This window comes from Streptomyces klenkii (genome assembly GCF_003626645.1).
In the GTDB taxonomy this organism is placed as follows: Bacteria; Actinomycetota; Actinomycetes; order Streptomycetales; family Streptomycetaceae; genus Streptomyces; species Streptomyces klenkii.
Genome location: NZ_RBAM01000006.1, coordinates 63,896 through 86,051 on the forward strand (window position 1 = coordinate 63,896; position 22,156 = coordinate 86,051).

Annotated in this window: 27 protein-coding genes; 11 read left to right on the forward strand and 16 right to left on the reverse strand. The window is 71.9% G+C overall.

The features are described 5' to 3' along the window. Positions 1–90: 90 nt before the first annotated feature. The 5 genes from D7231_RS15900 to D7231_RS15920 form a co-directional block, all read right to left on the reverse strand. Entirely contained in the window at positions 91–1,077 is a 987-nt protein-coding gene (locus D7231_RS15900; RefSeq protein WP_241999745.1) for a hypothetical protein, read from the reverse strand. Between the two features lie 116 nt (positions 1,078–1,193). Further along, positions 1,194–1,766, reverse strand: a complete 573-nt coding sequence (locus D7231_RS15905; protein WP_120756107.1) for a PadR family transcriptional regulator — start codon at positions 1,764–1,766, stop codon at positions 1,194–1,196. Positions 1,767–1,880: 114 nt separating this feature from the next. Next, complete coding sequence (locus D7231_RS15910; RefSeq protein ID WP_120756108.1) at positions 1,881–2,612, reverse strand: transglycosylase SLT domain-containing protein; 732 nt, start codon at positions 2,610–2,612, stop codon at positions 1,881–1,883. A gap of 288 nt (positions 2,613–2,900) precedes the next feature. Then, entirely contained in the window at positions 2,901–3,989 is a 1,089-nt protein-coding gene (locus tag D7231_RS15915; RefSeq protein WP_120756109.1) for an ABC transporter permease, read from the reverse strand. Between the two features lie 85 nt (positions 3,990–4,074). Then, positions 4,075–4,554, reverse strand: coding sequence for a MarR family winged helix-turn-helix transcriptional regulator (locus D7231_RS15920; RefSeq protein WP_120756110.1), 480 nt, complete (start codon positions 4,552–4,554; stop codon positions 4,075–4,077). 116 nt (positions 4,555–4,670) lie between these two features. Here D7231_RS15920 and D7231_RS15925 point away from each other — a divergent pair, with 116 nt between their 5' ends. Both D7231_RS15925 and D7231_RS15930 read left to right on the forward strand, forming a co-directional pair. Then, the gene (locus D7231_RS15925) at positions 4,671–5,081 is read left to right on the forward strand and encodes an organic hydroperoxide resistance protein (protein WP_120756111.1); all 411 of its coding nucleotides are present in this window, start codon (positions 4,671–4,673) and stop codon (positions 5,079–5,081) included. Positions 5,082–5,149: 68 nt separating this feature from the next. Next, positions 5,150–5,974, forward strand: coding sequence for a serine/threonine protein kinase (locus tag D7231_RS15930; protein ID WP_120756112.1), 825 nt, complete (start codon positions 5,150–5,152; stop codon positions 5,972–5,974). Here the strand turns inward: D7231_RS15930 and D7231_RS15935 are convergent. After that, complete coding sequence (locus D7231_RS15935; RefSeq protein ID WP_120756113.1) at positions 5,969–7,543, reverse strand: dienelactone hydrolase family protein; 1,575 nt, start codon at positions 7,541–7,543, stop codon at positions 5,969–5,971. The genes D7231_RS15930 and D7231_RS15935 overlap by 6 nt on opposite strands. Before the next feature lie 133 nt (positions 7,544–7,676). On the opposite strand from D7231_RS15935, the gene D7231_RS15940 reads away from it, so the two are divergent. Both D7231_RS15940 and D7231_RS15945 read left to right on the forward strand, forming a co-directional pair. Continuing rightward, positions 7,677–8,588: a helix-turn-helix domain-containing protein gene (locus tag D7231_RS15940; RefSeq protein ID WP_120756114.1), complete on the forward strand. Its 912-nt coding sequence runs from the start codon at positions 7,677–7,679 to the stop codon at positions 8,586–8,588. A gap of 166 nt (positions 8,589–8,754) precedes the next feature. Further along, positions 8,755–9,033: a hypothetical protein gene (locus D7231_RS15945; protein WP_120756115.1), complete on the forward strand. Its 279-nt coding sequence runs from the start codon at positions 8,755–8,757 to the stop codon at positions 9,031–9,033. Positions 9,034–9,081: 48 nt separating this feature from the next. Here D7231_RS15945 and D7231_RS15950 read toward each other — a convergent pair whose 3' ends face one another. Continuing rightward, on the reverse strand, positions 9,082–9,636 hold the full coding sequence (locus D7231_RS15950; protein WP_120756116.1) for an NAD(P)H-dependent oxidoreductase: 555 nt from the start codon (positions 9,634–9,636) through the stop codon (positions 9,082–9,084). A gap of 116 nt (positions 9,637–9,752) precedes the next feature. Here D7231_RS15950 and D7231_RS15955 point away from each other — a divergent pair, with 116 nt between their 5' ends. Then, a complete protein-coding gene (locus D7231_RS15955) occupies positions 9,753–10,436 on the forward strand; it encodes a TetR/AcrR family transcriptional regulator (protein WP_120756117.1) in 684 nt (227 codons plus the stop codon). Positions 10,437–10,498: 62 nt separating this feature from the next. Here D7231_RS15955 and D7231_RS15960 read toward each other — a convergent pair whose 3' ends face one another. The 6 genes from D7231_RS15960 to D7231_RS15985 all read right to left on the reverse strand — a co-directional run bounded on the left by D7231_RS15960 (position 10,499) and on the right by D7231_RS15985 (position 13,829). Continuing rightward, entirely contained in the window at positions 10,499–11,539 is a 1,041-nt protein-coding gene (locus D7231_RS15960) for a questin oxidase family protein (protein ID WP_120756118.1), read from the reverse strand. A 94-nt stretch (positions 11,540–11,633) separates the two neighbouring features. Further along, positions 11,634–12,239, reverse strand: a complete 606-nt coding sequence (locus tag D7231_RS15965) for a GOLPH3/VPS74 family protein (RefSeq protein WP_120756119.1) — start codon at positions 12,237–12,239, stop codon at positions 11,634–11,636. 44 nt (positions 12,240–12,283) lie between these two features. Continuing rightward, complete coding sequence (locus tag D7231_RS15970) at positions 12,284–12,739, reverse strand: hypothetical protein (RefSeq protein WP_147449738.1); 456 nt, start codon at positions 12,737–12,739, stop codon at positions 12,284–12,286. Between the two features lie 86 nt (positions 12,740–12,825). Further along, a complete protein-coding gene (locus D7231_RS15975) occupies positions 12,826–13,062 on the reverse strand; it encodes a hypothetical protein (protein ID WP_120756121.1) in 237 nt (78 codons plus the stop codon). 114 nt (positions 13,063–13,176) lie between these two features. Further along, a complete protein-coding gene (locus D7231_RS15980) occupies positions 13,177–13,449 on the reverse strand; it encodes an SCO5918 family protein (RefSeq protein ID WP_120756122.1) in 273 nt (90 codons plus the stop codon). 176 nt (positions 13,450–13,625) lie between these two features. Then, positions 13,626–13,829: a cold-shock protein gene (locus tag D7231_RS15985; RefSeq protein ID WP_120756123.1), complete on the reverse strand. Its 204-nt coding sequence runs from the start codon at positions 13,827–13,829 to the stop codon at positions 13,626–13,628. Positions 13,830–14,235: 406 nt separating this feature from the next. Between D7231_RS15985 and D7231_RS15990 the strand changes: the two genes are divergently transcribed. From D7231_RS15990 to D7231_RS16000, 3 genes are all read left to right on the forward strand, one after another. After that, on the forward strand, positions 14,236–14,487 hold the full coding sequence (locus D7231_RS15990) for a hypothetical protein (RefSeq protein ID WP_120756124.1): 252 nt from the start codon (positions 14,236–14,238) through the stop codon (positions 14,485–14,487). A gap of 77 nt (positions 14,488–14,564) precedes the next feature. Beyond that, positions 14,565–15,038 (forward strand): hypothetical protein, encoded by a 474-nt coding sequence (locus tag D7231_RS15995; protein WP_120756125.1) that lies wholly within the window; start codon positions 14,565–14,567, stop codon positions 15,036–15,038. Between the two features lie 80 nt (positions 15,039–15,118). Beyond that, a complete protein-coding gene (locus D7231_RS16000; protein WP_120756126.1) occupies positions 15,119–15,469 on the forward strand; it encodes a hypothetical protein in 351 nt (116 codons plus the stop codon). Positions 15,470–15,482: 13 nt separating this feature from the next. Here D7231_RS16000 and D7231_RS16005 read toward each other — a convergent pair whose 3' ends face one another. Both D7231_RS16005 and D7231_RS16010 read right to left on the reverse strand, forming a co-directional pair. Then, a complete protein-coding gene (locus tag D7231_RS16005; RefSeq protein WP_120756395.1) occupies positions 15,483–15,899 on the reverse strand; it encodes a VOC family protein in 417 nt (138 codons plus the stop codon). A 10-nt stretch (positions 15,900–15,909) separates the two neighbouring features. Further along, positions 15,910–16,398, reverse strand: coding sequence for a helix-turn-helix transcriptional regulator (locus tag D7231_RS16010; RefSeq protein WP_120756127.1), 489 nt, complete (start codon positions 16,396–16,398; stop codon positions 15,910–15,912). A gap of 199 nt (positions 16,399–16,597) precedes the next feature. Here D7231_RS16010 and D7231_RS16015 point away from each other — a divergent pair, with 199 nt between their 5' ends. Beyond that, a complete protein-coding gene (locus tag D7231_RS16015; RefSeq protein WP_120756128.1) occupies positions 16,598–18,049 on the forward strand; it encodes a Gfo/Idh/MocA family protein in 1,452 nt (483 codons plus the stop codon). A gap of 84 nt (positions 18,050–18,133) precedes the next feature. On the opposite strand, the gene D7231_RS16020 is transcribed toward D7231_RS16015, so the two are convergent. Further along, positions 18,134–19,621, reverse strand: a complete 1,488-nt coding sequence (locus D7231_RS16020) for an amino acid permease (RefSeq protein ID WP_120756129.1) — start codon at positions 19,619–19,621, stop codon at positions 18,134–18,136. Between the two features lie 832 nt (positions 19,622–20,453). Between D7231_RS16020 and D7231_RS16025 the strand changes: the two genes are divergently transcribed. Both D7231_RS16025 and D7231_RS16030 read left to right on the forward strand, forming a co-directional pair. Beyond that, a complete protein-coding gene (locus D7231_RS16025; RefSeq protein WP_120756130.1) occupies positions 20,454–20,702 on the forward strand; it encodes a dsRBD fold-containing protein in 249 nt (82 codons plus the stop codon). Between the two features lie 431 nt (positions 20,703–21,133). Continuing rightward, the gene (locus tag D7231_RS16030) at positions 21,134–22,003 is read left to right on the forward strand and encodes an isocitrate lyase/PEP mutase family protein (RefSeq protein ID WP_120756131.1); all 870 of its coding nucleotides are present in this window, start codon (positions 21,134–21,136) and stop codon (positions 22,001–22,003) included. The last annotated feature ends 153 nt before the right edge of the window (positions 22,004–22,156 follow it).

A 22,156-nucleotide genomic window follows, 5' to 3' on the forward strand; every position in this document is an offset into this window, starting at 1 on the left:
GTGACTTGAGATGCATGGCGTGACGGTGCGGATTCTCCACGCTCTTCACAGGACCTCCAAGCCCGGAACCGGACACCCCGTCCCCGGCTTTCAGCCGAAGCGTTCGACGAGTTCGGCGAAGGCGGAGAAGGCGGGCTTGGGCGCGTAGTCGTCGGTCATGAGCCCGAACCGGTGGAACAGGCCGGGGTTCCCGCTGTCGGCGTCGCGCAGGGCGAAGTGCGTGTAGCCGCTCAGCCCGAGCGGCCCGGCCTGGGCGGCGACGACGCCGACCACGGTCTCGACGACTTCGGCCTGCCGGTGGACGGGCCTGCCGGGGCCGGTGGGCCAGCCGTGCTCGGTGATGTGCAGGGGCAGGTGCCCGAGGCCGGCAGGGTCCAGGACCGTACGGCGGTGGTGGCGCAGCAGCCCCTCGACGGCGTTCGGGAGGTCGGGCGCGGCGACGGGCACGAAGACATCGGGGAAGAAGTCCAGGCCCACGTAGTCCAGGTCGGAGAGGAAGGCGTCGCCCGCCCGGCGGGTCAGGTCGGCGACGAAGGAGGCGGCGGGCCCGAAGAGCGGGGTGGTGTTGAAGCCGACCCGCAGATGCGTGTGCCCGAGTGCGCGTGCGCACTCCTTGGCCGCGGTCACCCCGCGGACGATCGCTTCCTGTACGCCGGGGTAGGCGCCGTCCAGGGTGGGCATCGACGTCATGTTCGGCTCTTCCGTCACTTGCAGGGTGCTCGTGACGTCCCCGTACTGCTCGACCAGTTCGCGAAGGAAGGCGCAGTAGCCCTCGACGTCGCCGGAGGCGGACTGGTACTGGGCGACGAGATCCAGGCGGCGGCCCCGCACCGCGTACCGGGCCGCGTCGGCCGGCGTGGACGTGGCGTGGGGACTGCCGAGCGCGGTGGTGTCGTCGAAGCGGGTGTAGGCGCGTACGAGGAAGGGGCGGCCGGGCCTCCCCTGAAGCAGGTCGAGTGCGGCGGTGATGCGGGACGGGTCGTCGGGCGGGCCTGCTGCCAGGCCTCCGGTGTCGTCACCGGTGACACTGCCCGGGTATATCCCGAAGAGCATTCCGTCATGCGCTGTCGGCGTCATGGGGGCGATTTCCTCTCGACTTGGTTTCGAGCAGGGCGCGGTGGAGGGCGCCGCCGCGGTGGCGTGCCGGGGCGGATCACGTCCGGTCAGGCCGAGTCCGGTCAGGGCAAGTCAGGTCAGGTGGTGGGCCAGGTGAGTGCGCCGGTGCGGATGTCGTCGATGACCGAGTCGATCCACGCCGTTTCGGCGCGCGCGAGGCACAGCGCGTACTCGGCTTCGATGACGTACAGGCGTGGCGCGCCGGCCGACCGTGCGGAAGCCAGGCGCTCCTCGTCGGCCGCCGTGCGCTGCCGGAGCCGCTGCGCCCGCTCGGTGAGGGCTTCCACGGCGCCGTCCGGACCGAGCGCACCGAGGTAGGTGACAGCTCCGAGGAAGCGGGTGAACTCCCGCTCGGGGTTACGGATCTGGTCGTCCAGCCGCCGTACGAGTTCCTCGCGTCCGGCATCCGTGAGCGCGTAGACGGTCCGCTCCGGGCGGTTTCCCGCACGCTGCTGGCCCTGAACGGCCACCCACCCGGCCTCGTTGATGGCGGCGACGGTGTTGTAGAGCGTGCCCCGCGTGATGGCGGCCGCGTGGCTGTCGCTGCGCTGCCGCAGCTCGGCGAGCATCTGGTACGGGTGCGAGGCCTGTTCCAGCAGCAGGCCCAGCACCGCCAGCACGATGGGGTTGTCCAGGGTGCGTCGTGGCATGGTCGAACTGTAACAGTCTAAATAGACTAAACGCGCGGAAGGGCGGTGGCGCCCCGGGATCCGGGGTGCCACCGCCCTCGCGATGATGTTCAGCTGTCTGCTGTCGGCTACGGCTCAGTACGCGGAGTTGACGTTGTCCATCGAGCCGTACTTGTCGGCCGCGTAGTTGCAGGCGGCGGTGATGTTGGCGACCGGGTCGTAGATGTCCCAGGACGTGCCCTCGACGTGGTACGCCTTGAACGTCGGGTCGATCATCTGGAGCAGACCCTTCGACGGCACACCGTTGGCGGCGTTGACGTCCCAGTCATTGATCGCGCGCGGGTTGCCGGTCGACTCACGCATCACGTTCTTCTTGATGCCCTCGTACGAAGCCGGGATGCCCTTGGCGCGCAGGATGTCCAGGGCCTCGCTGATCCAGCCGTCCACGTTGTCCGCGTAAGCCTTCTTCGCCGGAGCGGCAGGCTTGGCAGCCGGGGCGGCCGGCTTAGCCGGAGCCGCGGGCTTGGCGGGGGCGGCGGGCTTGGCCTCGATGGCCTTGCGCTCAGTCGAACGGTTGGCGGCCTGCTTCTCAGCACGCGCCTTCTCCGCACTCACCTTGCCGGCGTCAGCCTTAGCGGCCGTGACAGCGGCGGCGGTCTGCGCCTCCAGCGCATCCTGCTGCGTCTCACCGAACGCCTCGGCGCTCCACGCCACCGGCTTCACCGAAGCATCGGAAGCGGTGCCGGCGGCGAAAGCGTGCGGGGCGACGGCCACCGCGACGACGGCGGCACCGGTCGCGGCAATGCCGGCGACGGAGAACTTGTGAATCTTCGGAAGACGGGTATAGCCGGAGATGGTGGAGCGCATGAGAGAGCTGAACCTTCCAATCGCGGATGTCGCCCGGCCCTGAAGCGGCGCAATAACGAAGCGCCGTTTCTCGGTCGACGGCGCCCAGCGACCCCGCAATTGTTAGCGGCGGCGAAAACCCCTGACAAGCACGGTGACCTACTACGCCCGCTCATAGCCCCCGGAAAAACCCCGCCCTTTCCCCTTCATTCCGCCCCCGCATCCACTAAGGCCCTTCGTAAGTGACCCACGCCTCATGGGCGGCCTCACACCGCAGGGCCCCGCGCGTCACTCCGTGCGAGCGCGCGTTCACGCGGGAGCGGCCGCGCTCGTGTCGCGTCCGCCGGGGTGGCGGTGACGCCAGGCCCAGAAGACGGCGCAGGCGAGGACGGCCCAGGCGCCGAGGACGGCGAACGGGAAGAAGTGCTGGTAGTGCCGGAAGTACACGGCCGCGTGCTGGGCGTTCACGGAGGCGCCGGGCGGCAGCCAGCGGCCGATCTCGCCGAGGAGCGAGGGCAGCAGGGGCCAGGAGACGGCGCCGCCGGAGGAGGGGTTGCCCAGCAGGACCATCAGCCCCCAGGTCGGCAGCATCGCCCACCGCCCGAAAAGGGCATTGAACATCGTGAAAACCATTCCCGACGTGAACATGGTCAGCGCGAGAATGAGCCAGGATTCCGTGAACGGAAGCCGCACGGCGCCCAGCCCCCAGTCCACGACGGCGGCAATAGTGAATCCGCCCAGCAGGGAGTATCCGGCGGTGAAGGCGATGCGCTCGGCGGGATTGAGCGCGGAGGCGTGGACGCCCATCTGAATGGCGCCGACGAATCCGACGATGACCGCGGCGAGCGTGATGTAGAAGAGCGCGAGTCCGCGCGGGTCCCCCTTTTGCAGCGGGTTGATGTCCTTGACGACCACGGGCACGGGCACGCCGATGGTCTTGCCGACTTCCGGCGCGGTCTCGGTCAGGAGCTGGGCGACGGTCGCGCCGGAGGCTCCGGAGACGTCCAGCTCGGCCGCGCCGGGACGGTCCTGGAGGATGGCGTAGACCTGCTGGTCGTCGACGGCGTCCCGGGCGGCCTCGTAGGTGGTGAAGTGGCGCAGCCGGAGCTCGGCCCCGAGCGCCTTCTCCATGCCCTGGACGAATTCGGCCCGCTTGATCTCGGACAGCGGGACGCCCGTGACCGCGGTGGGGATGTTGTGCGGGGTCGGATTGGCCATGGCGTACGTGTAGGAGCCGGCGAAGAGCCCGGCGGACGCGGCCACGATCAGCAGGAGCACGGTGGCGGGGAAGAACGGCGAGTGGCGGAACGCGTGCCGGCGCGTACGGGCGCGCCGCCCGGCACCGGCGGGGGCGTGCGGCGCGCCGGGGCCGCTCTCTTCACCCAGGGGATCACCCATGGGGTCACGATAAGCGGATGATCCTCACGATCCGGGCACGGCGCGGCCGGGGCCCGCGCGTCGCAGGCGGACAGTCAGGGCCGGGTCAGCGCTCCCCCGCCTGCGCCGCGTCGAGGCTCTCGGTGAGCCGCTCCAGGAGTCCGCGCAGGGTGCGGGCGTCCTGGAGCGACAGGCCCGATGCGGCGGCGATGCTGCGCGGCACCGGCAGGGCGCGCTCGCGCAGCCCCTCGCCGGCCTCCGTGACGCGGACGACGACCGAGCGCTCGTCCTCCGCGCTGCGCTCGCGCGCCACGAGGCCGGCCGCTTCGAGCCGCTTGAGCAGCGGGGAGAGGGTGCCGGAGTCGAGCCGCAGCCGCTCGCCGATGGCCTTGACCGGCTGAGGGTCGGGCTCCTCCCACAGGACGAGCATGGCGAGGTACTGCGGGTAGGTGAGGCCGAGGTCCTTAAGGGCGTCGCGGTAGACGCCGCCGAAGGCGCGGGCCGCGGCGTGCAGCGAGAAGCAGATCTGGTGGTCGAGGCGGAGCAGCTCCGCGTCGTCCGGGAGGGGAGGGTGCGGAGCGGTCATGGCCCAAGACTAACCCGCACCACGATTAAGTTGTGCACAACTAAGTTGTGTGCAATGCTCATGGCTGTGCGGAGGCGCCGCCCCGCACAGGAACCCGCCGAACGAAGGAGCTCCCCATGGATGCGCTGTACACCGCTGTCGCCACCGCCAACGGCCGCGAAGGCCGTGCCGTGAGCTCGGACGGCCGGCTCGACCTCGCTCTGGCTATGCCCCCGGCGCTCGGCGGCAACGGCCAGGGCACCAACCCCGAGCAGCTCTTCGCCGCCGGCTACGCGGCCTGCTTCGCGAGCGCGCTCGGGCTGGTCGGCCGCGAGGCGAAGGTCGACACGAAGGACGTCTCCGTCGCCGCGGAGGTCTCCATCGGGAAGGACGACACCGGCTTCGGCCTGTCCGTCGTCCTCCGCGTCGAGCTCCCCGACACCCTCGCCGGCGAGACGGGCACCCGCCTCGTGGAGCAGGCCCACCAGGTCTGCCCGTACTCGAAGGCCACGCGGGGCAACATCTCCGTCGAGCTCGTCGTCGAGTAGACCGAGCAGACCGAGTAGGTCTGCGGCGACGCCCGAAGCCGCGCGCCCGCAGGTGGCACGATGACGGCATGCCCCCTCACCCGTTACTGGACTTCTCCCGGACCTCGTCCGTATCCATCGAGGCCCGTCTCGACCGGATCGGAAGGATCTTCGCCGCCTTCCGGAGCCAGGACTCGGGGTGCGTGTCCTACGGCGTCCGTCTCGCCGACGGTGAGCGCTGGTTCGTCAAAGAAGCCGTCACCCGCGACGCACGGCGGTCCCTCGACCGGGCCTGGGCCTTCCACCAAGCCGTGCAGCACCCGGCGATCGTCCCGCAGGTGCACCGCATCGCCCTGCGGGACGGCTGGGCGGTGGTCATGCCGTGGCGCGACGGCGAGGTCCTCTATCACCCCGCCGCCCACGGATCCGCGGACCGCACCGCCCCCGGCAGCGCCATGGCGCGTTTCCGGGTGCTGCCCCTCCCCCTCGTCGTGCGCGCCTTCGAGCGGATCCTCAGCGCGCACCTCGCGGTGGAGGACTCGGGGCACGTCGCCGTGGACTTCTACGACGGCTCCCTGCTGTACGACTTCGCCGCCCGCACCATGCACCTCGTCGACCTCGACGAATACCGTCCGGGCCCGTTCATCCTGGAAGACGAACGGCTGCCGGGCTCCACGCGGTTCATGGCGCCCGAGGAGTTCGTGCGCGGGGCCGCCATCGACATCCGCACCACGGTGTTCACCCTCGGGCGCGCCGCTCGCCTGCTCCTCGACTCCGGTGACCGCGAGCGCGCCTGGCGGGGCGGGGCCGCCCGGCTCGCCGTCGTGGAGCGGGCCGCCCGGGCCGAGCCCGGGCAGCGGTTCGCGTCGGTCCGCGAGTTCGCCCGAGCCTGGCGCGCCGCCGGCGGGTCATGAATCGCGCAGGTGTCCCAGGACGGACCGCATTGCGCGTTCCACGGCGTCGCGCGCCTGCCCGGTGGGGCCGGTCGTCTCGAAGCCGTGGCGGCCGTCCGGCACGTCGATCACCTCGACCGCGGCTCCGCAGTCCCCGGCGGCGGTGAGGAACTCCTCGATCGTCGCCGCGATCTCCGCGAACTCCCGGCCCGCACGGGTCAGCACGACCGGCAGCGACCCGGCCGCGCGCACCGCGGCCGCGGGCCGGAAGCGCGAACCGGACAGCCCCCAGTTCGGCAGCGGCACGAGGACGGGGTACGTCGCCGCCACGCACCGCAGCCACGGCGGAGGCGCGGCCAGCCAGTCCGCCGACAACAGCGCTCCGCCGGAGAAGAACCACAGCGCGACCCGCTCCCCGTCGACGCGCGGGTCGGCCCGTACGCGTTCGACCGCCGCGGCGACGTCCTCGGCGGCGCGCTCATAGTCGGTGACGTCGTGCAGCCGGTGGTCCACCGTCACGCCGACCGCCCCCATGCTCGCCGCGTACTGCGCGTAGCCCGTGTAGAGCGGCCAGTCGCGCGGCGTCGGCCGCATGCCGGCGGGGACCGGCCCGCCGTGGACGAAGACCACCGCGGGGCGGGGGCCGCCGGCCTCGGGCAGGTGGAGATCGACCCGCCCCACACGCTCGCGGCGCCGCTCCGGTACGTCCAGGAGGAAGGGCCGCAGATGGGACGGCGGTTCGTCCGCCGGCGTCACGGACAGCCGGTGTCCTTCGTCCGCGGCGGCGCGGAGCAGGATCGCGGCCAGCTCTCCGGGGGCGGAGAGCATCGGCCAGTGCCCGGTGCCGAGTTCGAAGAAACCGACCCTCGGGTGGACGAGCTCCAGGAGGCGCGGATCCCCCATCCTCGCCAGTGACTCGACCAGGGCGATGCCGGCTCCGCCGGCGGTGCAGAGGATGCCGGTCGTCGGCAGTTCGGAGACCGACCCGTCCGGCACGCTGAGCGGCCGGGTGAGCGTGGCCAGGGGCTGTGGTGCGGCGAGGCCGGTCAGCCGGTCCAGCGCGTCCTGGGGGATGCCGGCGAGGCTGCCCCACTTCTGCCACTCGGCGGGCTCCGGCGGGGAGAGCAGCCCGCCGGACCCGGCTCCGGGCTCCCCCGCCCGCTTCCGCACCGCGTCGCGCAGCGCCTGATCCGGTATCAGTTCGAGGGCCGGGGCGCCGTCCTGAGGCACGGTGGTGTCCACGTAGACGATCCGGGCGACCCGTCCGGGGCGCCGGGCGGCGGCGCCGAGCACCGGGTGGACTCCGTAGCAGTGGCCGACCAGCACCACCTCCGGCGCGCCGCCCTCGTCGCTCTCGCCGCCCTCACCGAGCTCGTCGATCAGCCGCACCACGTCCTGGACGTGCGTCTCCAGGTCGGTGCCGGTACAAGTGCCCGTACCCGTGCCTGTGTCCGTCGCGTCGCGGCCGCCGCCCATGCCGGTCAGCGTTACGGGGTGGGCCTCGGCGCCCGCCTCCCGCAGCCGGGCGGCCACGTCCTCCCAGATCCAGCCGCCGGTGTGGGCACCCGGCACCAGGACGAATGTCGTCATGCTCTCCTCCTCGCAGGCCGTCGCGCGGCCTCGTGCACCTCGGTCCGCGGGCCCCGGCCCGCCGGGCCGTCCGCGCTCGCCGGTACGGTAAAAGCTCCAGCTGGGGGAGGTTCAAGCCGTGTCACCTGACGGCATGTGGAGCATCGGAGAGCTCGCCGGGCACGCGGGCGTCACCGTCAAGACCGTCCGCTTCTACTCGGACCGCGGCCTGCTGCCCGAGGCGGGCCGCAGCGCCGGGGGCCACCGGCGGTACGGCCCCGAGGCCCTCGACCGGCTGCGCCTGATCCGCTCCCTGCGCACCCTCGACCTGCCGGTCCCGGACGTGGGCCGGGTCCTGGACTCCGAGGACGCCCTGGAGGACGTCGTCGCGGGGCAGTTGCGGGAGCTCGGCACGCAACTGGCCGCCCTGCGCTGGCGGGAGGCCGCCCTCCAGCTCGTCCGGGACTGCCCGGCCGGGGAGCGCGCCGACCGGCTGCGCCTGATCGGCGCCGTGTCCGCCCCGCCCAGCACGGCCGCGCTGGCCCGGTTCTGGCGCCGCTGGCTGCCCCCGCGGCTCCCGGCGCGGGTGCTGTCCGCGGTCGTCGACCAGGCGGTGCCGGAGCCGCCCGCGGATCCGACCCCGGCGCAGGTCCTGGCCTTCGCCCGGCTGCACGCCCTCGTCTCGGGCCCGTGCACCGGGGCGTCCGGCGTCAGCGACTGGCAGCCCGCGGCGCACCGGACCGGAGGCGGCTACCGCCCGGCGGTGCTCTACGAGGGCCTCGGCGAGGCGTACGCCCTGGCGTCGCCCGATCTGCGGGCGCAGCGGCAGCCGTACGACGGTGAGGCGCTCGACTGCTTCGTCGCGGCCTACGCGCGCTCGCGCGGCACGCGCGACACGCCGGCCTTCCGCCGCGAGCTCAGCGGCCAGCTCGCCGCGGATCCCCGCATCGACCTCTACTGGCAGCTGGCCGCCGAGCTGTACGGCCCGTCGCGGCCGACTCCGGGCGCCGCCCACGACTGGCTCTGCGCCGCCCTGGATGCCGGGATCGCCCGTTCGGCGGCGTGAAGCGGCTTGCCGTCGCCCTCGGGGTGAAACCCCTCCCGGGAATCGTTTCCCGCCGTGCTCCGGCTCGTTGGCCCGTATGCACGAATCACCATGCCCCGGTACGAGTCCGAATGAACTGGAACGAACCGGCATGAAAACGAGAAGGCGGAGGGAAACTGTGCGTCGTATGAGGATCCTGGCGGCTGCGGCCGTCGTGGCCGGCGCCTTGGCCGCACCTGCGGCGGCCGCGCAACCGGCCCCCGCGGCCCCGCTCGCCGTGCACCTGCCGGCCGCGCACGCATCCATCACGCACCTGCCCACCGTGGGCATGCCTGCCGACAAGCCACCCTTCCCCTACACGGACTGCATCAAGGCCACCCAGAAGCGCGGGGAGAGCAAGCGCTACGGCAAGTGGCACTGCGACCAGCTGGTCAAGAAGGGATGGGTCAGGCCCCCGAAGCGCTGACGGCGCGACGGGGGCCTGTGGGCCTGAGGAGGCGGACGGGGAAGCCGGTTACGCGGCGGCGCGGGCCCCGGCCAGGCTCTCGATGACCACGGTCAGGCCGGCGGTGACCTCGGCGTCCTCGACGGGGTGCAGCTCGGCGAAGCGCGTCATGGAGCCGGGGATCGCGAGCTTGGCGTGCTCCACGACCATGCCGCCGGCGATGCCGACGGCCTTGCGGGCCTCGTCCTGCGCCCAGACGCCGCCGTACTGACCGAAGGCGGTGCCGACCACGGCGACCGGCTTCCCGGAGATCGCGCCGCCGCCGAACGGGCGCGACAGCCAGTCGATGGCGTTCTTCAGCGCGGCCGGCATGGTGCCGTTGTACTCGGGCGTGACCAGCAGGAGCGCGTCGGCGCGGGCCGCGGCCTCGCGCAGCTCGGCGGCGGCCGCGGGGACGCTGCCCTCGACGTCGATGTCCTCGTTGTAGAAGGGCACGTCGGCGAGGCCCTCGTAGATCTGGACGTCGGTGCCCTCGGGGGCGATCTTGACGGCCGCCTCGGCGAGGCGGCGGTTGTGGGACCCGGCACGGAGGCTGCCGACGAGCGTGAGGATGCGGACGGACATGGGGATCTCCATAAGCGTGAGCGACAAGAATAAAACCGGACCGGGGCCCTGTTTAAAGTTGTAGCACCTATCCGGACCGTGGTCCAGTTAATTCGCGCACGCGCTACGCTGGTCCCATGACCGGTCTCCCCCCGCCCCCGCCCTGCCCGGATCCCGGTGGCCCCGAAGGCGCCTCTGACGCCCGGGGCGAGCGTCCGGGCCTCGCGCTCATCCCGGTCGGCGAGTCCCCGCAGCTGCGGGCCGACGCGGCGCGCAACCGCACGCGCCTGCTGGAGGCCGCGTCACAGCTGACGGCCCGGTGCGGGGCCGCGAGCCTGACCATGGAGGCGGTGGCCGCGGCGGCCGGGGTCGGCAAGGGCACCGTCTTCCGGCGCTTCGGCGACCGCACCGGCCTCCTGCTGGCGCTCCTGGACCACCGCGAGGAGCAACTCCAGGCGGCCTTCATCTCGGGCCCGCCGCCCCTGGGCCCCGGCGCCCCCGCGGCGCAGCGCCTGCACGCCTTCGGGCCCGCCGTCATCCGCCACGAGCGCGACCACCACGACCTGATCCTGGCCACCCGGACCGACCCGCTGCGCGCCTACAGCGTCCCGGCCCGCCACCTGCGCCTCACGCACGTCGCCATGCTCCTGCGCGGGGCGGGCGTGGAGGGCGACGCCGAGCTCCTCGCGCACACGCTGCTGGGCTACCTCGACACCACCCTCGTCCACCACCTGTCCGTCGAGCGCGGCATGTCCCTCGACCGCCTGGACGCGACCTGGCACGACCTGGTGACGCGGCTGGGAGCCGGCCCGGCCGGGTGAGCCTCCGGGCGGCCCGCGCCGCGCTCGCCGGGCATCCGGAGATCAGCCGGACATCCGGAAGATCAGGCGAGGGGCTCGCTGAGCTCGATCGCCCGCAGTGCGGCGGCGTGCGCCTGCTCGTCGGCGACGTCGAGCGCCGTGTCGGCGAATTTGATGACGTGCTCGTCGCCGTGCGCCACCGCGCGCTCCAGCACGTCCGCGGCGGTGACGCCGCCCGGTGAGGCGCACGGGACGTACGGGACGGCTTCCGCGGGGGCGTACATCGCCGTGACCGCGGCGGACGCCTTCCAGGCCGCGTGGAGGCTCGGCGCCCACAGGTCCCGCGGCAGCGCGGGGAGGGTGCGCAGGACGGCGCTGGGAGCCGTGGCCGCGTGCACGAGCATGGTCGCGTCGCCGTGGCCGTGGGTGGCGTAGCGGTGGGTCGCGGCGCGTACCAGCTCGGCGAGCCGGTGCCGGGCCGTGCCCGGGTCGGTCACGTCACCGGCCCAGGCGGGCAGCCGCTCGACGCGGGCCAGCCGCGCCGGGAAGCCTCCCTCGACGGCCGGGACCGGGGGTACGGCGTGCAGGCTCGCGGCGGCGTGCGCCCGGCCGGGGAGCCAGGTGATGCCGGTGAGCGGGTGATGGCGTGCGGCCCAGTAGCCGAGCCCGTGGACGAGCTCGGTCAGCCGGGGCTCGCTGTTGCCGTCGCGGAGCAGAGCGCGTACGGCGTGGCCGACGCGGATCACGGGGTGGGTCGATCCTCCGTACATGCCCGGCAGCAGACGGGGCCACCACGTCGCGAGCACGCTCCGCCAGCCGTGTTCGGGCAGTGCGCGGCCGAAGTAGGCGATCCAGTCGGCGGCCCGGCGCGGGTCGCCGAGCGCGCCGGGCCAGTCGGCGTCCGTGACGGGTGCGACGGCGGCCGGGAACTCCTCCAGCCGCTCCTCGTAGAGGTCGAGCCAGCGGTGGACCGCGTCCGCGCGGCCGTGGGCGACGAGCGCCTCGGCCACCATGGGGGCGTGGTTGGTGAGCCGCCCGAGCCGCTCCGGGCCCGCGGCGTGCAGCCGCTGGAACGCTTCGTCGAGCACGCCGCTCGCGTCCGTGGTGTCGTCCGTGGTGTCCATACGGGGCACGCTAGGCGCGGTCGCCGGCCGCCGTATCGGCCGCGGGGACCAGGTCGGGCGGCGCGCCGGCCCTAGGCCGGGCCGCCGGGCCCCGTCAGGCGCCCCGCCAGATGTTGTCGAAAGCCGCCTGCTCGATGGTCCGCCGCTGCCGTACGGCCTCCAGGTCCAGCAGCGCGTCATTGACCGCGGCGAGCACGATCTCGGCCTCGTCACCGGCGTCGGCCGTCGCCTCCGCGCCGCTCTCGCCGCGGATCCCGAGGGCCGTCGCGAGGCCGGCGAGGACGGGCTCGTCCGCCGCCAGGCGGTCCTCGGCGAGACGGTGGTCGGCCGAATCGGCCGGGACCGCCCGGCCGGGCCGGAACGGCATCCAGCGGCTGCCTCGCCGCGTGAGCTGCCCGTCCGCCTCCAGGGCGCCCAGGTAGACCGCCGCGAGGCCGCGGCCCCTGCGCCACAGCCAGTCGCCGACCGGCTCGTACGGCGCTTCCCGGACGAGCGACGCCGCGGCCTCGGCCAGCACGCGATCCGCCGGAGCGGCCGGGTTGCCGGGCACGATGCGGTCGCCGTCCAGGATGACGGCCCCGGCGGCCAGGAGGTCGATCACCTCCGCTCCCGCCAGCGCGAGCGAGAGATCGCCCGGCTCCACAGGGTGCGTGGACGCCGCGTCCATAGCGGTCATCATCAAGTCCCGTGCTGTGGTCATAGAAGGCTCCACGTGGGCCGCCGGCGGATGCTCCGCACCCGAGCCTACGGAGCAACCTCCACCGCTGCACCCCGTTCCACCTCGGACGACTGTCGCCGCCTCCGCCACGCGCTCATCCCCGCACAGCCCGCCGCACCCGCGAGGCTCCCCAGCATGACCGGGTTGACGGCTGCGGGAACCAGGTCGACCGGGGTGTGGACGTCCGAGACGCAGCGGGCCTCCAGCGGGAACCAGCTCTGTTCCACGCGGGGGTGAGGGGCTACGGCCGAGGGGTCAGGGTCGTCGCTGAACGTCACCACGGGGCACCAGTCGGGCCAGGTGGGCACGAACATGAACCCCACGCCCACCCCGTACGCCAGTACCGCGCAGCACAGCAGGGAGCCTGCCGCCTCCGTCCAGGCGCCGGCGCCCTTCCTGCGGGTCAGCCGCCGGGTCATCACGGCACGTACGGCTTTCACGAGCAGGAGGCACGCGGCCACGGGCACGGCCAGGAGAAGCATGAGGATCAGGAGAAACACATGATCACAATGCCATGCGGCCCGTGCGCGTACGGCCGCCCGGCCGTCGATCCCGGTGGGCGTGCCCGTCAGACGCGGTCCACGATCCCCACCTTCCCCTCGGAGCGCGCGCAGTGGGCTCCGCAGTACCAGTGGCCGTCCGCTTCGACGCCCTGGCCGATGATCTTGACTCGGCAGTGCTCGCAGACGGGGGCCATCTTGTGGATGGCGCAGGTGAAGGAGTCGAAGACGTGACGCGAACCGTCCCGGGTCTCCACGGAGAACGCCAGGTCGTAGTCGTTACCGCAAACCTCGCAACGTGCCATGGGCCGCATGCTCCGCAGGGAGGGGGGCCGGGGCAAGGCTATGGCGGGCGGGTCGGCGGGGCTGCACCCGGCCGGCGGAACCGGCCGGCCGCAGGGCAGGGCTCGTGGGGTCGCTCAGAGCAGGCTTCCGGGCAGGGGGCCGGCCGGCTCGGCGGGCACCGAGTGGCAGGTGAAGCCCAGCCGGGTCAGCGCGCGGGTGACCTCGTCGGCGGTGAAATCACGCCGGTCCTGCCTGGTGATCACCTGCCCGACCTGCTTGACGGGATACGTGCGGCGGCCGATGGCCACGCAGGCGCCCACGGCGGGCTCAGGCGCGACGCCCTTCATCATGTGCTCGACCTCGCTCTTGACGAGATCGAAGGGGAAACGGGCGATAACGCAGCGCATAGTGCCTCGACGAGGTGGGAGGGAAACCCGGGGGCGGGATGCCGGCCGGCGCGTATCGAAGGAATTCCCCGGCGGCCACGGGCCGCCTGCCGGAATGGAGCGGAAAAGCAACGAGCCGGGGCCCGCACCCAAAGTGCGGGCCCCGGCTGCGTTCAGCGCGCGTCGGACGACGGGCGTCAGGCGGGGAGGATGTTCTCCGCCTGCGGGCCCTTCTGGCCCTGGGTGACGTCGAAGGTCACCTTCTGGCCCTCCTGGAGCTCACGGAAGCCCTGGGTGGCGATGTTCGAGTAGTGGGCGAAGACGTCGGCGCCGCCGCCGTCCTGGGCGATGAAGCCGAAGCCCTTTTCAGCGTTGAACCACTTCACGATGCCGGTAGCCATAACAAATCTCCTTCGGGGCATTACCCGGGGACCGCACTGTGCGGGCCCCGCATCGCCGCGATGATTGCCCTGTCCGGAAATTGAAAAGCCGGAAATACAAAAAGTGCCACCGCCGACTGGAGGCCGGCCGATGAACACTTGCAAGTCTTTGGGAACCACAACTGCAACTGAAAAGACAGTAGCACGGAACCCCTGCCGGTGGGGCGGAAAAATTTTTCGCCCCACGGTCGAGTGAAAAATCATCTCTACGCCGGGATTTTTCCGCGAAGACCTCCCCGGACCGAGCAGCCGTACTGAGCATCCGGACTGAGCACCCGTACCGAGCAACGGCCCCACCGGCATCAACACCCCTGCGCCCGCCATGCGTTTCATGTGTTTTCCGGGGGTTGCGTGTCGGTTCGTCCCCATGGTCGTTCTGCAAGACATGAAGAACCGCATCGTGACGCGTATCGCTGTGGGATCGGCCCTCCTGGTGTGCGGCGCCGTCTCCGCATCCGGCACCGCCCAGGCCGCCGGCGGGGGCGGGCTCAGCCCGCGGCCGCTGATGAACCGGCTGGCCCACCTCGCCGACGTCGAGGAATCCCCCGTGGGCGACACCGTCTCCTTCGTCAACGAGAAGCTCCCCAAGGAGGCATCCAGCCGTATCTCCCTCCGATGACAACCGACGAGCCGGCGACCGCGGTGCCGGGGCTCCCGGCACCGCACCGCCCGCACCCGTAGGGCGATAATCCCCGGGTGATCTCTCTCGACGAGCACCTGACCGGCCAGTGGTGCAGCGCCCCCTTCGACGCGGGCGCGATGGAGACGAGCGAGCTCGTGTTCCTGGCCGACGGCCGCGGATGGAGCCGCTTCGACAGCATCAGCGGCGAGCTGAGCATCGGCCGGTTCGCCTGGTGCCACTCCTCCCCCGGCCTGCTCGAACTGCACTACACCTGGCGGGTCAACGGCCGGTGGAGCCCCTCCGGGGACGGGTTCGAGACCGTGGACGACAGCGGCCCGGACGACGAGCTGATCCGCACCGCGTACCGCATCGGCACGGAGCAGGCGCCGCTCTCCAGTGCACCGGTGACCGCGCTGCTGCTCGGCGTCCCGGTCGAGTGCGCCGAGGCCTTCGCCCGCGGCCGCCGGGTCATGACCCCCGCCGACGATCCTTCGTCAGCGGCGGCCCCGTACGCACCGCCCGTCCATCCCGCCTCACCCGTACGCTGACCATCGCACCAAACCCTCCCCCGAGCGCCCGCGGCGGCCCTACGGTAGGCGGTCGCCACCGCCGAAGGAGGGGAACGTCCGTGGACAAGGACCAGCGCGCCCGCATCGTCGCCCGGGTCACGGAGGAGCGCGAGCGCCTGCGCCCGCTCCAGCCGGAGATGACCCGCACCGTCATCGAACTCCTGCGCCGCACCGTGGCGGAGAAGGAGCCGGGCGTCGTGCCGTGGGTGAACCTGGCCACCATCAAGGCCATCCAGGCCAAGCACGGCACGGACGGCATCCTTGCGCTGTCCCTGTCGCTGGGGAACTGGGCCGCCGCGGTGGCCCAGGACTTCGCCCGCACGACCGGGCACACCGCGGAGCAGCTCATGGATTTCTACGAGACGCAGTTCTTCGAGGACGACGACCCGTCCGACGACGACGCGTCCTGAGCGGGCGGCGGGCTCACGCGGCGCGGCGCTGGGCGAAGCGCAGCATGTTGCCCGCGGGGTCGCGGAAGGCGCAGTCGCGGACCCCGTACGGCTGGTCGATCGGCTCTTGGAGCACCTCGGCGCCCGAGGCCCGGATGCGTTCGAAGGCGGCGTCGCAGTCGTCGGTTGAGAAGATCACGCCGCGCAGCATGCCCTTGGCGAGCAGCTCCGCCATGGCCTGCTTGTCGGCCGGGGAGGCGTTGGGGTTGGCGGCGGGCGGTTCGAGCACGATCTCCACGTCGGGCTGCGAGGGGGCGCCGACCGTCACCCAGCGCATCCCCTCGAAGCCGACGTCGTTGCGCACCTCGAAGCCGAGCGCGTCCCGGTAGAAGGCGAGGGCCTTGTCGTGGTCGTCGACGGCGATGAAGCACTGTGAAAGCTTGATGTCCATGCAGCTCACGCTACGGGCGGGCCGCGTGCTGCGCTTCTCCGATCCTGACCGGTTCCACGTTCCTCACCGGTTCCGCGTTCCTCACCGGACTCGCGTCCCTCACCGGTTCCGCGTTCCTGGCCGGCCGCGTGAAGATCTTGGCGACGCAGGCCGGGACGGCCGCGCCCTGCTCGTGCGGGCGTGCCCGGTACGCGCTCGGGCTCTCGCCCACCAGCTCGGTGAAGCGTGAGCTGAACGACCCCAGTGACGTGCACCCGACCGCGAAGCAGACGTCGGTGACCGACAGGTCGCCGCGGCGGAGCAGTGCCTTGGCCCGCTCGATCCTGCGGGTCATGAGGTAGCTGTACGGGGTCTCGCCGAACGCGGCGCGGAAGCTGCGGGAGAAGTGGCCGGGCGACATGTGGGCCGAGCGGGCCAGCGCGGGGACGTCGAGGGGCTCCGCGTAGTCGCGGTCCATCGTGTCGCGCGCCCGGCGGAGCCGGACCAGGTCCGTCAGCATCACCCGACCAGCATCGCACGGCCGCCGGCGGCCACCGGCGGCCGTGAGCCGGGCCCGGGGGAACGGCGGAATCTCGTCGCGCGAGCCCTCTTGCGTTGCCCGTGTCACAGCCGTCAGGGTCACTTACCGGAGTCACGAAGTCAGCAAGGTTCACGTACGCGCCGCAGCTCACATCAGCCCCTTGTATCCAGGAGGACCGATGCACGAGTCAGCCCCGCAGAACCCCCGGCAGCCGGAGACGGAGACGGAGACGCCCGGCCACGCACAGGACCCGGGCGTCAGCCGCCGCTTCCTCTTGAAGTCCGCGGGCGCCGCGGGCGCGGGAGTGGGGGTCGGCGCGGGCCTCGGCGCGGGCCCGGCCCGGGCGGACGCCGCGGCAGAACCTGCCGCCGCGGCGGTCCCGCGGCGGCAGGGCGCGACCATGATCGGGGTGCCGTTCGAGCGGCGCGGCACCGTGCGGGTCGGGATCGTCGGGCTGGGCAACCGCGGCGCCTCGATGACGGAGCTGTTCCTGGCGGTGCCCGGGGTCCGGGTGGTGGCGCTGTGCGACAAGGTGCGGGCGAAGGCGGAGAAGGTCGCGGCCACGGTGAAGGCGGCGGGTCAGCCGGCGCCGGCGCTCTACACCAAGGGCGAGGGCGACTACGCGCAGCTGTGCGGGCGCGGCGACGTGGACTTCGTGTACGTGGCCACGCCCTGGGAGTGGCACTTCCCGATGGCCGAGGCGGCCCTGAAGGCCGGCAAGCACGTGGGGGTGGAGTGCCCGGCCGCCATGGAGCTGGATCAGCTGTGGCGGCTGGTGGACCTGTCCGAGCGGACGCGGCGGCACTGCATGCAGCTGGAGAACTGCTGCTACGGCAAGAACGAGATGCGCGTGCTGCGGATGGCGCACGCGGGCGTCTTCGGCGAGCTGCTGCACGGGGCGGGGGCGTACCTGCACGACCTGCGGGAGCTGATGTTCTCGCCGACGTACTACGAGGGCCCGTGGCGGCGGCAGTGGCACACCCGGCTGCGGGGCGACATCTATCCCACGCACGGTTTCGCGCCGGTGGCGAACTACATGGACGTCAACCGCGGGGACCGCGCGGTGCGGATCTCGACGGTGGGCTCCCCCGCCGCCGGGCTGGCCGCCTACCGCGCGCAGCACATGCCGGCGGGCGATCCGAGCTGGAAGGAGACGTACGTCGGGAGCGATCTGTCGGTGAGCCTGGTGCAGACGGCGAAGGGGCGGGTGATCCGCCTGGAGCACGGGGTCTCCAACCCGCACCCGTACAGCCGTGTGAACACGCTGGGCGGCACGAAGGGCGTGTTCGAGGACTACCCGCCGCGGATCTACCTGGAGCCGGAGATGTCCGGGGACGAGTGGGGTGACTTCGGGGCGTACGCGAAGTGGGACCACTGGCTGTGGAAGGAGCACGCGAACCCGCCCGGCGGGCACGGCGGCATGGACTACATCATGGTCTTCCGGCTCATGCAGTGCATGCAGCAGGGCTTGGTGCCGGACTTCGACGTGTACGACGCGGCCACGTGGAGCGCGCCCGTGCCGCTCAGCCACGCCTCCATCAGAGCGAAGGGGGCGCCGCAGGAGATCCCGGACTTCACGCGGGGGCAGTGGCGCGCGGGGCGGTCGGGCGTGGACTCGGTCAAACCGTAGGCAGCGGGCTCGGCCGAGCCGTAGGCACATGCAGAGGCGCCCACCCCGGTCTTCCGGGGTGGGCGCCTCTCTTACGTCAACCGGTCAGGACTGACCGGCCTCCGCACGAGCGAGCTCGTTCTCGCGCTGGATCTTCGCGACCCGGCCGCGGACGAGGTACCAGCCGCCGATCAGCATCGCCACGATGATCGGCAGGCACAGGACGGTGGTGCGCCCGGCGCCCGGCTCGGCCGCCATCAGACCCAGCACGGCGGCCAGGAAGAGCAGCGTGACGATCTGGGTGTACGGGGCCCAGGGCAGCTTGTAGCCGGGGCGGGTGACCCGGCCCTCCTTGGAGCGGCGGTAGAACAGCAGGGAGCAGACCATGATCATGCCCCAGGTGCCGATGATGCCGATGGCGGCGAAGTTCAGCACGATCTCGAAGGCGTCCGCCGGGACGACGAAGTTCAGGCCGACGCCCAGCACGCAGAAGAACGCGGTGAGCAGGATGCCGCCGTAGGGGACCTGGCCCTTGTTCATCTTGCCGGTGAACTTCGGCGCCGAGCCCGACATGGCCATCGAGCGCAGGATGCGGCCGGTGGAGTAGAGGCCGGAGTTCAGGCTGGAGAGCGCCGCGGTGAGGACGACGAGGTTCATCACGCCGGCCGCGTACGGCACACCGATCTTGGACAGGACGGTGACGAAGGGGCTCTCGCCGGCGTGGTAGGCGGCGTAGGGCAGCAGCACCGCGAGCAGGATGACGGAGCCGACGTAGAAGAGGCCGACGCGCCACATGATCGAGTTGATCGCCTTCGGCATGATCTTCTCGGGGTTCTTGGTCTCACCCGCGGCGACGCCGCACAGCTCGACGGAGGCGTAGGCGAAGACGACGCCCTGGATGACCATCAGCATGGGCATCACGCCGGACGGGAAGATGCCGCCGTGGTCGACGATGTTGGACAGGCCCGGGGTGCCGTCGCCGACCTTGTGCTGGCTGGCCAGCAGGAAGATGCCGACGACCATGAAGGTGGAGATCGCGGCGACCTTGATGATCGCGAACCAGAACTCCATCTCACCGAAGTACTTCACCGAGATCAGGTTCACGGTGAGCACGACCGCGAGGGCGATCAGCGCGAGCACCCACTGGGGGATGTCGCTGAACATGCTCCAGTAGTGCGTGTACGTGGCGACCGCCGTGATGTCGGCGATGCCGGTGGTGGCCCAGTTGAGGAAGTAGAGCCAGCCCGCCGCGAAGGCGCCCTTCTCGCCCATGAACTCACGGGCGTAGGAGACGAAGGCGCCGGAGGACGGGCGGTAGAGGACGAGCTCGCCCAGGGCCCGGACGACGAAGAAGGCGAAGAGGCCGCAGACGGCGTACGCGATGAAGAGGGAGGGTCCCGCGCTCGCCAGGCGGCCGCCGGCACCGAGGAAGAGTCCGGTGCCGATCGCTCCACCAATGGCGATCATGTTGACGTGGCGGGACTTGAGGTCCTTGCTGTACCCGGCATCGCCGGCGTCCACGTGCGTGGAGGCCGTCGGCGCCGCCGTGGCGGCGGGCTGGGTTTCGGCCGCAGTGAGGGTGCGGTCACTCATGTGGTACTTCGCCTTCTTTGGAGGGGGCAGGACCGGGCCGTGGTGCTGCGAGGGGGTGAGCCCGGTTACCCGGAGGGCCGGCTGGCGATGCCGTTCCTCCGAGGGATGGTGCGATGCCCGCCGGCCGTGAGCCGGGCATGTCCTCTCCTCCGGCCGGGCGCGGGCGGCCCCGGGTGGGGGTCGTTCGCGGCCGTGCAGGGGGGAGCGGGCACGAGGGTGCGTGGCCCGGGGCGGCGGTGCTGTTGCTGCCGTCCTGGGCGCCGCTGGATGGCGCGGGGAGGTCAGCCCTTTAAGGGCCGCCGCCGGCCGGGTGTCACCCGACGGACCGGCCTGCCGTGGGGCGCGTGCGCCTCACGGCACGGCATGGCGCCGGGACGCTGCTGCGCCTCGGTGCTCGGCCGGCTCTCGGTGGACTCCATGCCGTGAATGGTGTGAGGCGCGTAAGGGCGACGTCAAGACTTCACGGGGAATTGATATTTCCGTCGGTAAGTGATCGATCAGTGCTGGTCAGAGCGGGGCGACCAGGGCATTTCCCGGACGGGTAAAGGGATTCGCGGGGCGGGAAAGGCAGGCTCGTACATGACCGTTTTCACGCATTGCCCCTGTCCGCTGTGATCAAGGCCACAGCGATGTGATCTTGCGTTGTTTGCCTCGGGCGATACATGCCTTCTGCATTCATGCCTATTGCATTCATGCACCCCGCATACGGATGGCCGGGCAGCCGGACGGGTGGACCTGGAGGCAGCCCGGCGCGCGGGGGCGCGGGCGCCCGAAGGGGGCGACTTACAGTGGCCGCCACAGAAAGCTGCAACACGGCGGAGGTGTTTTGCCCATGCAGGTCGCCGGCTGGCACGTAGAAATCGAATTCGACGAGGACGAATCCCGTACCCGGGCCGCCGCCCTCCTGCGACTGCGCGACGGCACCGAGCTCCGCGCCCGGACCAGCTCCACCCGGGACGCCCGAGATCCCAACGAACCGCGCGTCGGCGAGGAGATCGCCGGCGCGCGCGCCCTGCGCGACCTCGCCGAGCAGCTGGAGCTCAAAGGCCGCGCCGAGGCCCGGAACCTCTCCAAGCAGTAGGCCCCGGCACCGGCCCGGCCCGGCGCGGTCCGCCGCGACGTGATCCGACCCGCTGGATCCGGTCGATCCGCGGGCATATGCGCGGGGCCGGCCGCGGGACCGGAAGGGGCCGCTCAGCTGCGGGGCGAGTGCGGACGGGTGTGCGCCGCACAGTGCTCCGGAGGTGCGGGTGGTCGGCGCGAAAGCATCGCCGGCCACCCGCTTTTACCTTGCCTATATTGCTGCATGACTATCTCTTGACTAATCTCCCGAAGGCACCGACCGGCACCACCAGCAGCAGAGCACAGCAAAAATCCCTGGGGCACGCCTTCGCGCGGCGCACCCCAGGGATCTCCGGTCGGTCATCGTCTCCCGCAGCGGCTGCGGGCTTCCGTCAAAGACAGCAGCCGAAGCGGGCCCAACCGACGCCAAACCAGTCTTCGGAGGGTACCGTGAACCACCCCGCCCGGCTACGTGACGCCATCGCCGCGGACGGCACCACCCCCCTCATCGGCATCTTCGACATGTTCTCCGCCTCCGTCGCGGCCCGGCACTACGACGGCATGTTCGTCTCCGGCTTCGGCTTCGCGGCCTCGCACTACGGCCTTCCCGACATAGGTTTCATCGCCTGGCCCGACATCGTCGCCTTCGTGCAGCGGCTGCGCCTCGCCTTCCCCGCGCAGCACCTGCTCGTCGACATCGACGACGGCTACGTCGATCCCGAGACCGCCTGCCACGCCGTCCAGCAGCTGGAGGCCATCGGCGCCTCCGGAGTGATCCTGGAGGACCAGCAGCGGCCGCGCCGCTGCGGGCACGTCGACGGCAAGCAGATCCTTCCCCTCCAGGAGTACCTGGACAAGCTCAACATGGTCCTCGAATCCCGCCGCGACCTCGTCGTCGTCGCCCGGACCGACGCCACGGAGGAGCAGGAGATCCTGCGGCGCGCCAAGGCCCTGGCCGCCACCGACGCGGACGTCCTGCTCGTCGACGGCGTCCGCAGCACCGACTGGATCCGCAAGGTCCGGGACGTCATCGGCGACAAGCCCCTCCTCTTCAACCAGATCGCGGGCGGCAAGTCGCCCCGGCTGTCGCTGCCGGAGCTGTCCGGGCTCGGCGTGGACGTGGCGATCTACAGCACCCCGTGCCTCTTCGCCGCGCAGTCGGCCATGGACGAGGCCCTGGCCGGGCTGAAGGCCCGGGACGGGCGGCTGCCCGAGCACACCCCCGACAGCATCGGCGTCGCCGAATGCCTGGCGCTGCTGGAGAAGAACATCAGCCGTCACCACGGCCGGGCCCTGACCGCCGCGCCCGGCGCCCACTGACCGCACCCCTTCCCCATCCGGCCCTCCGGGGCCGCCCGTGGCCGCGCCCCCATCCCCTCCGGCGCGGCCACGGGCCTGTTCACCCCCGGCCCGGTGCACGTGCAGCGGCATCCGGTGAACCCGCGGGGACATCCGGTGAACCGGCAGGGTGCG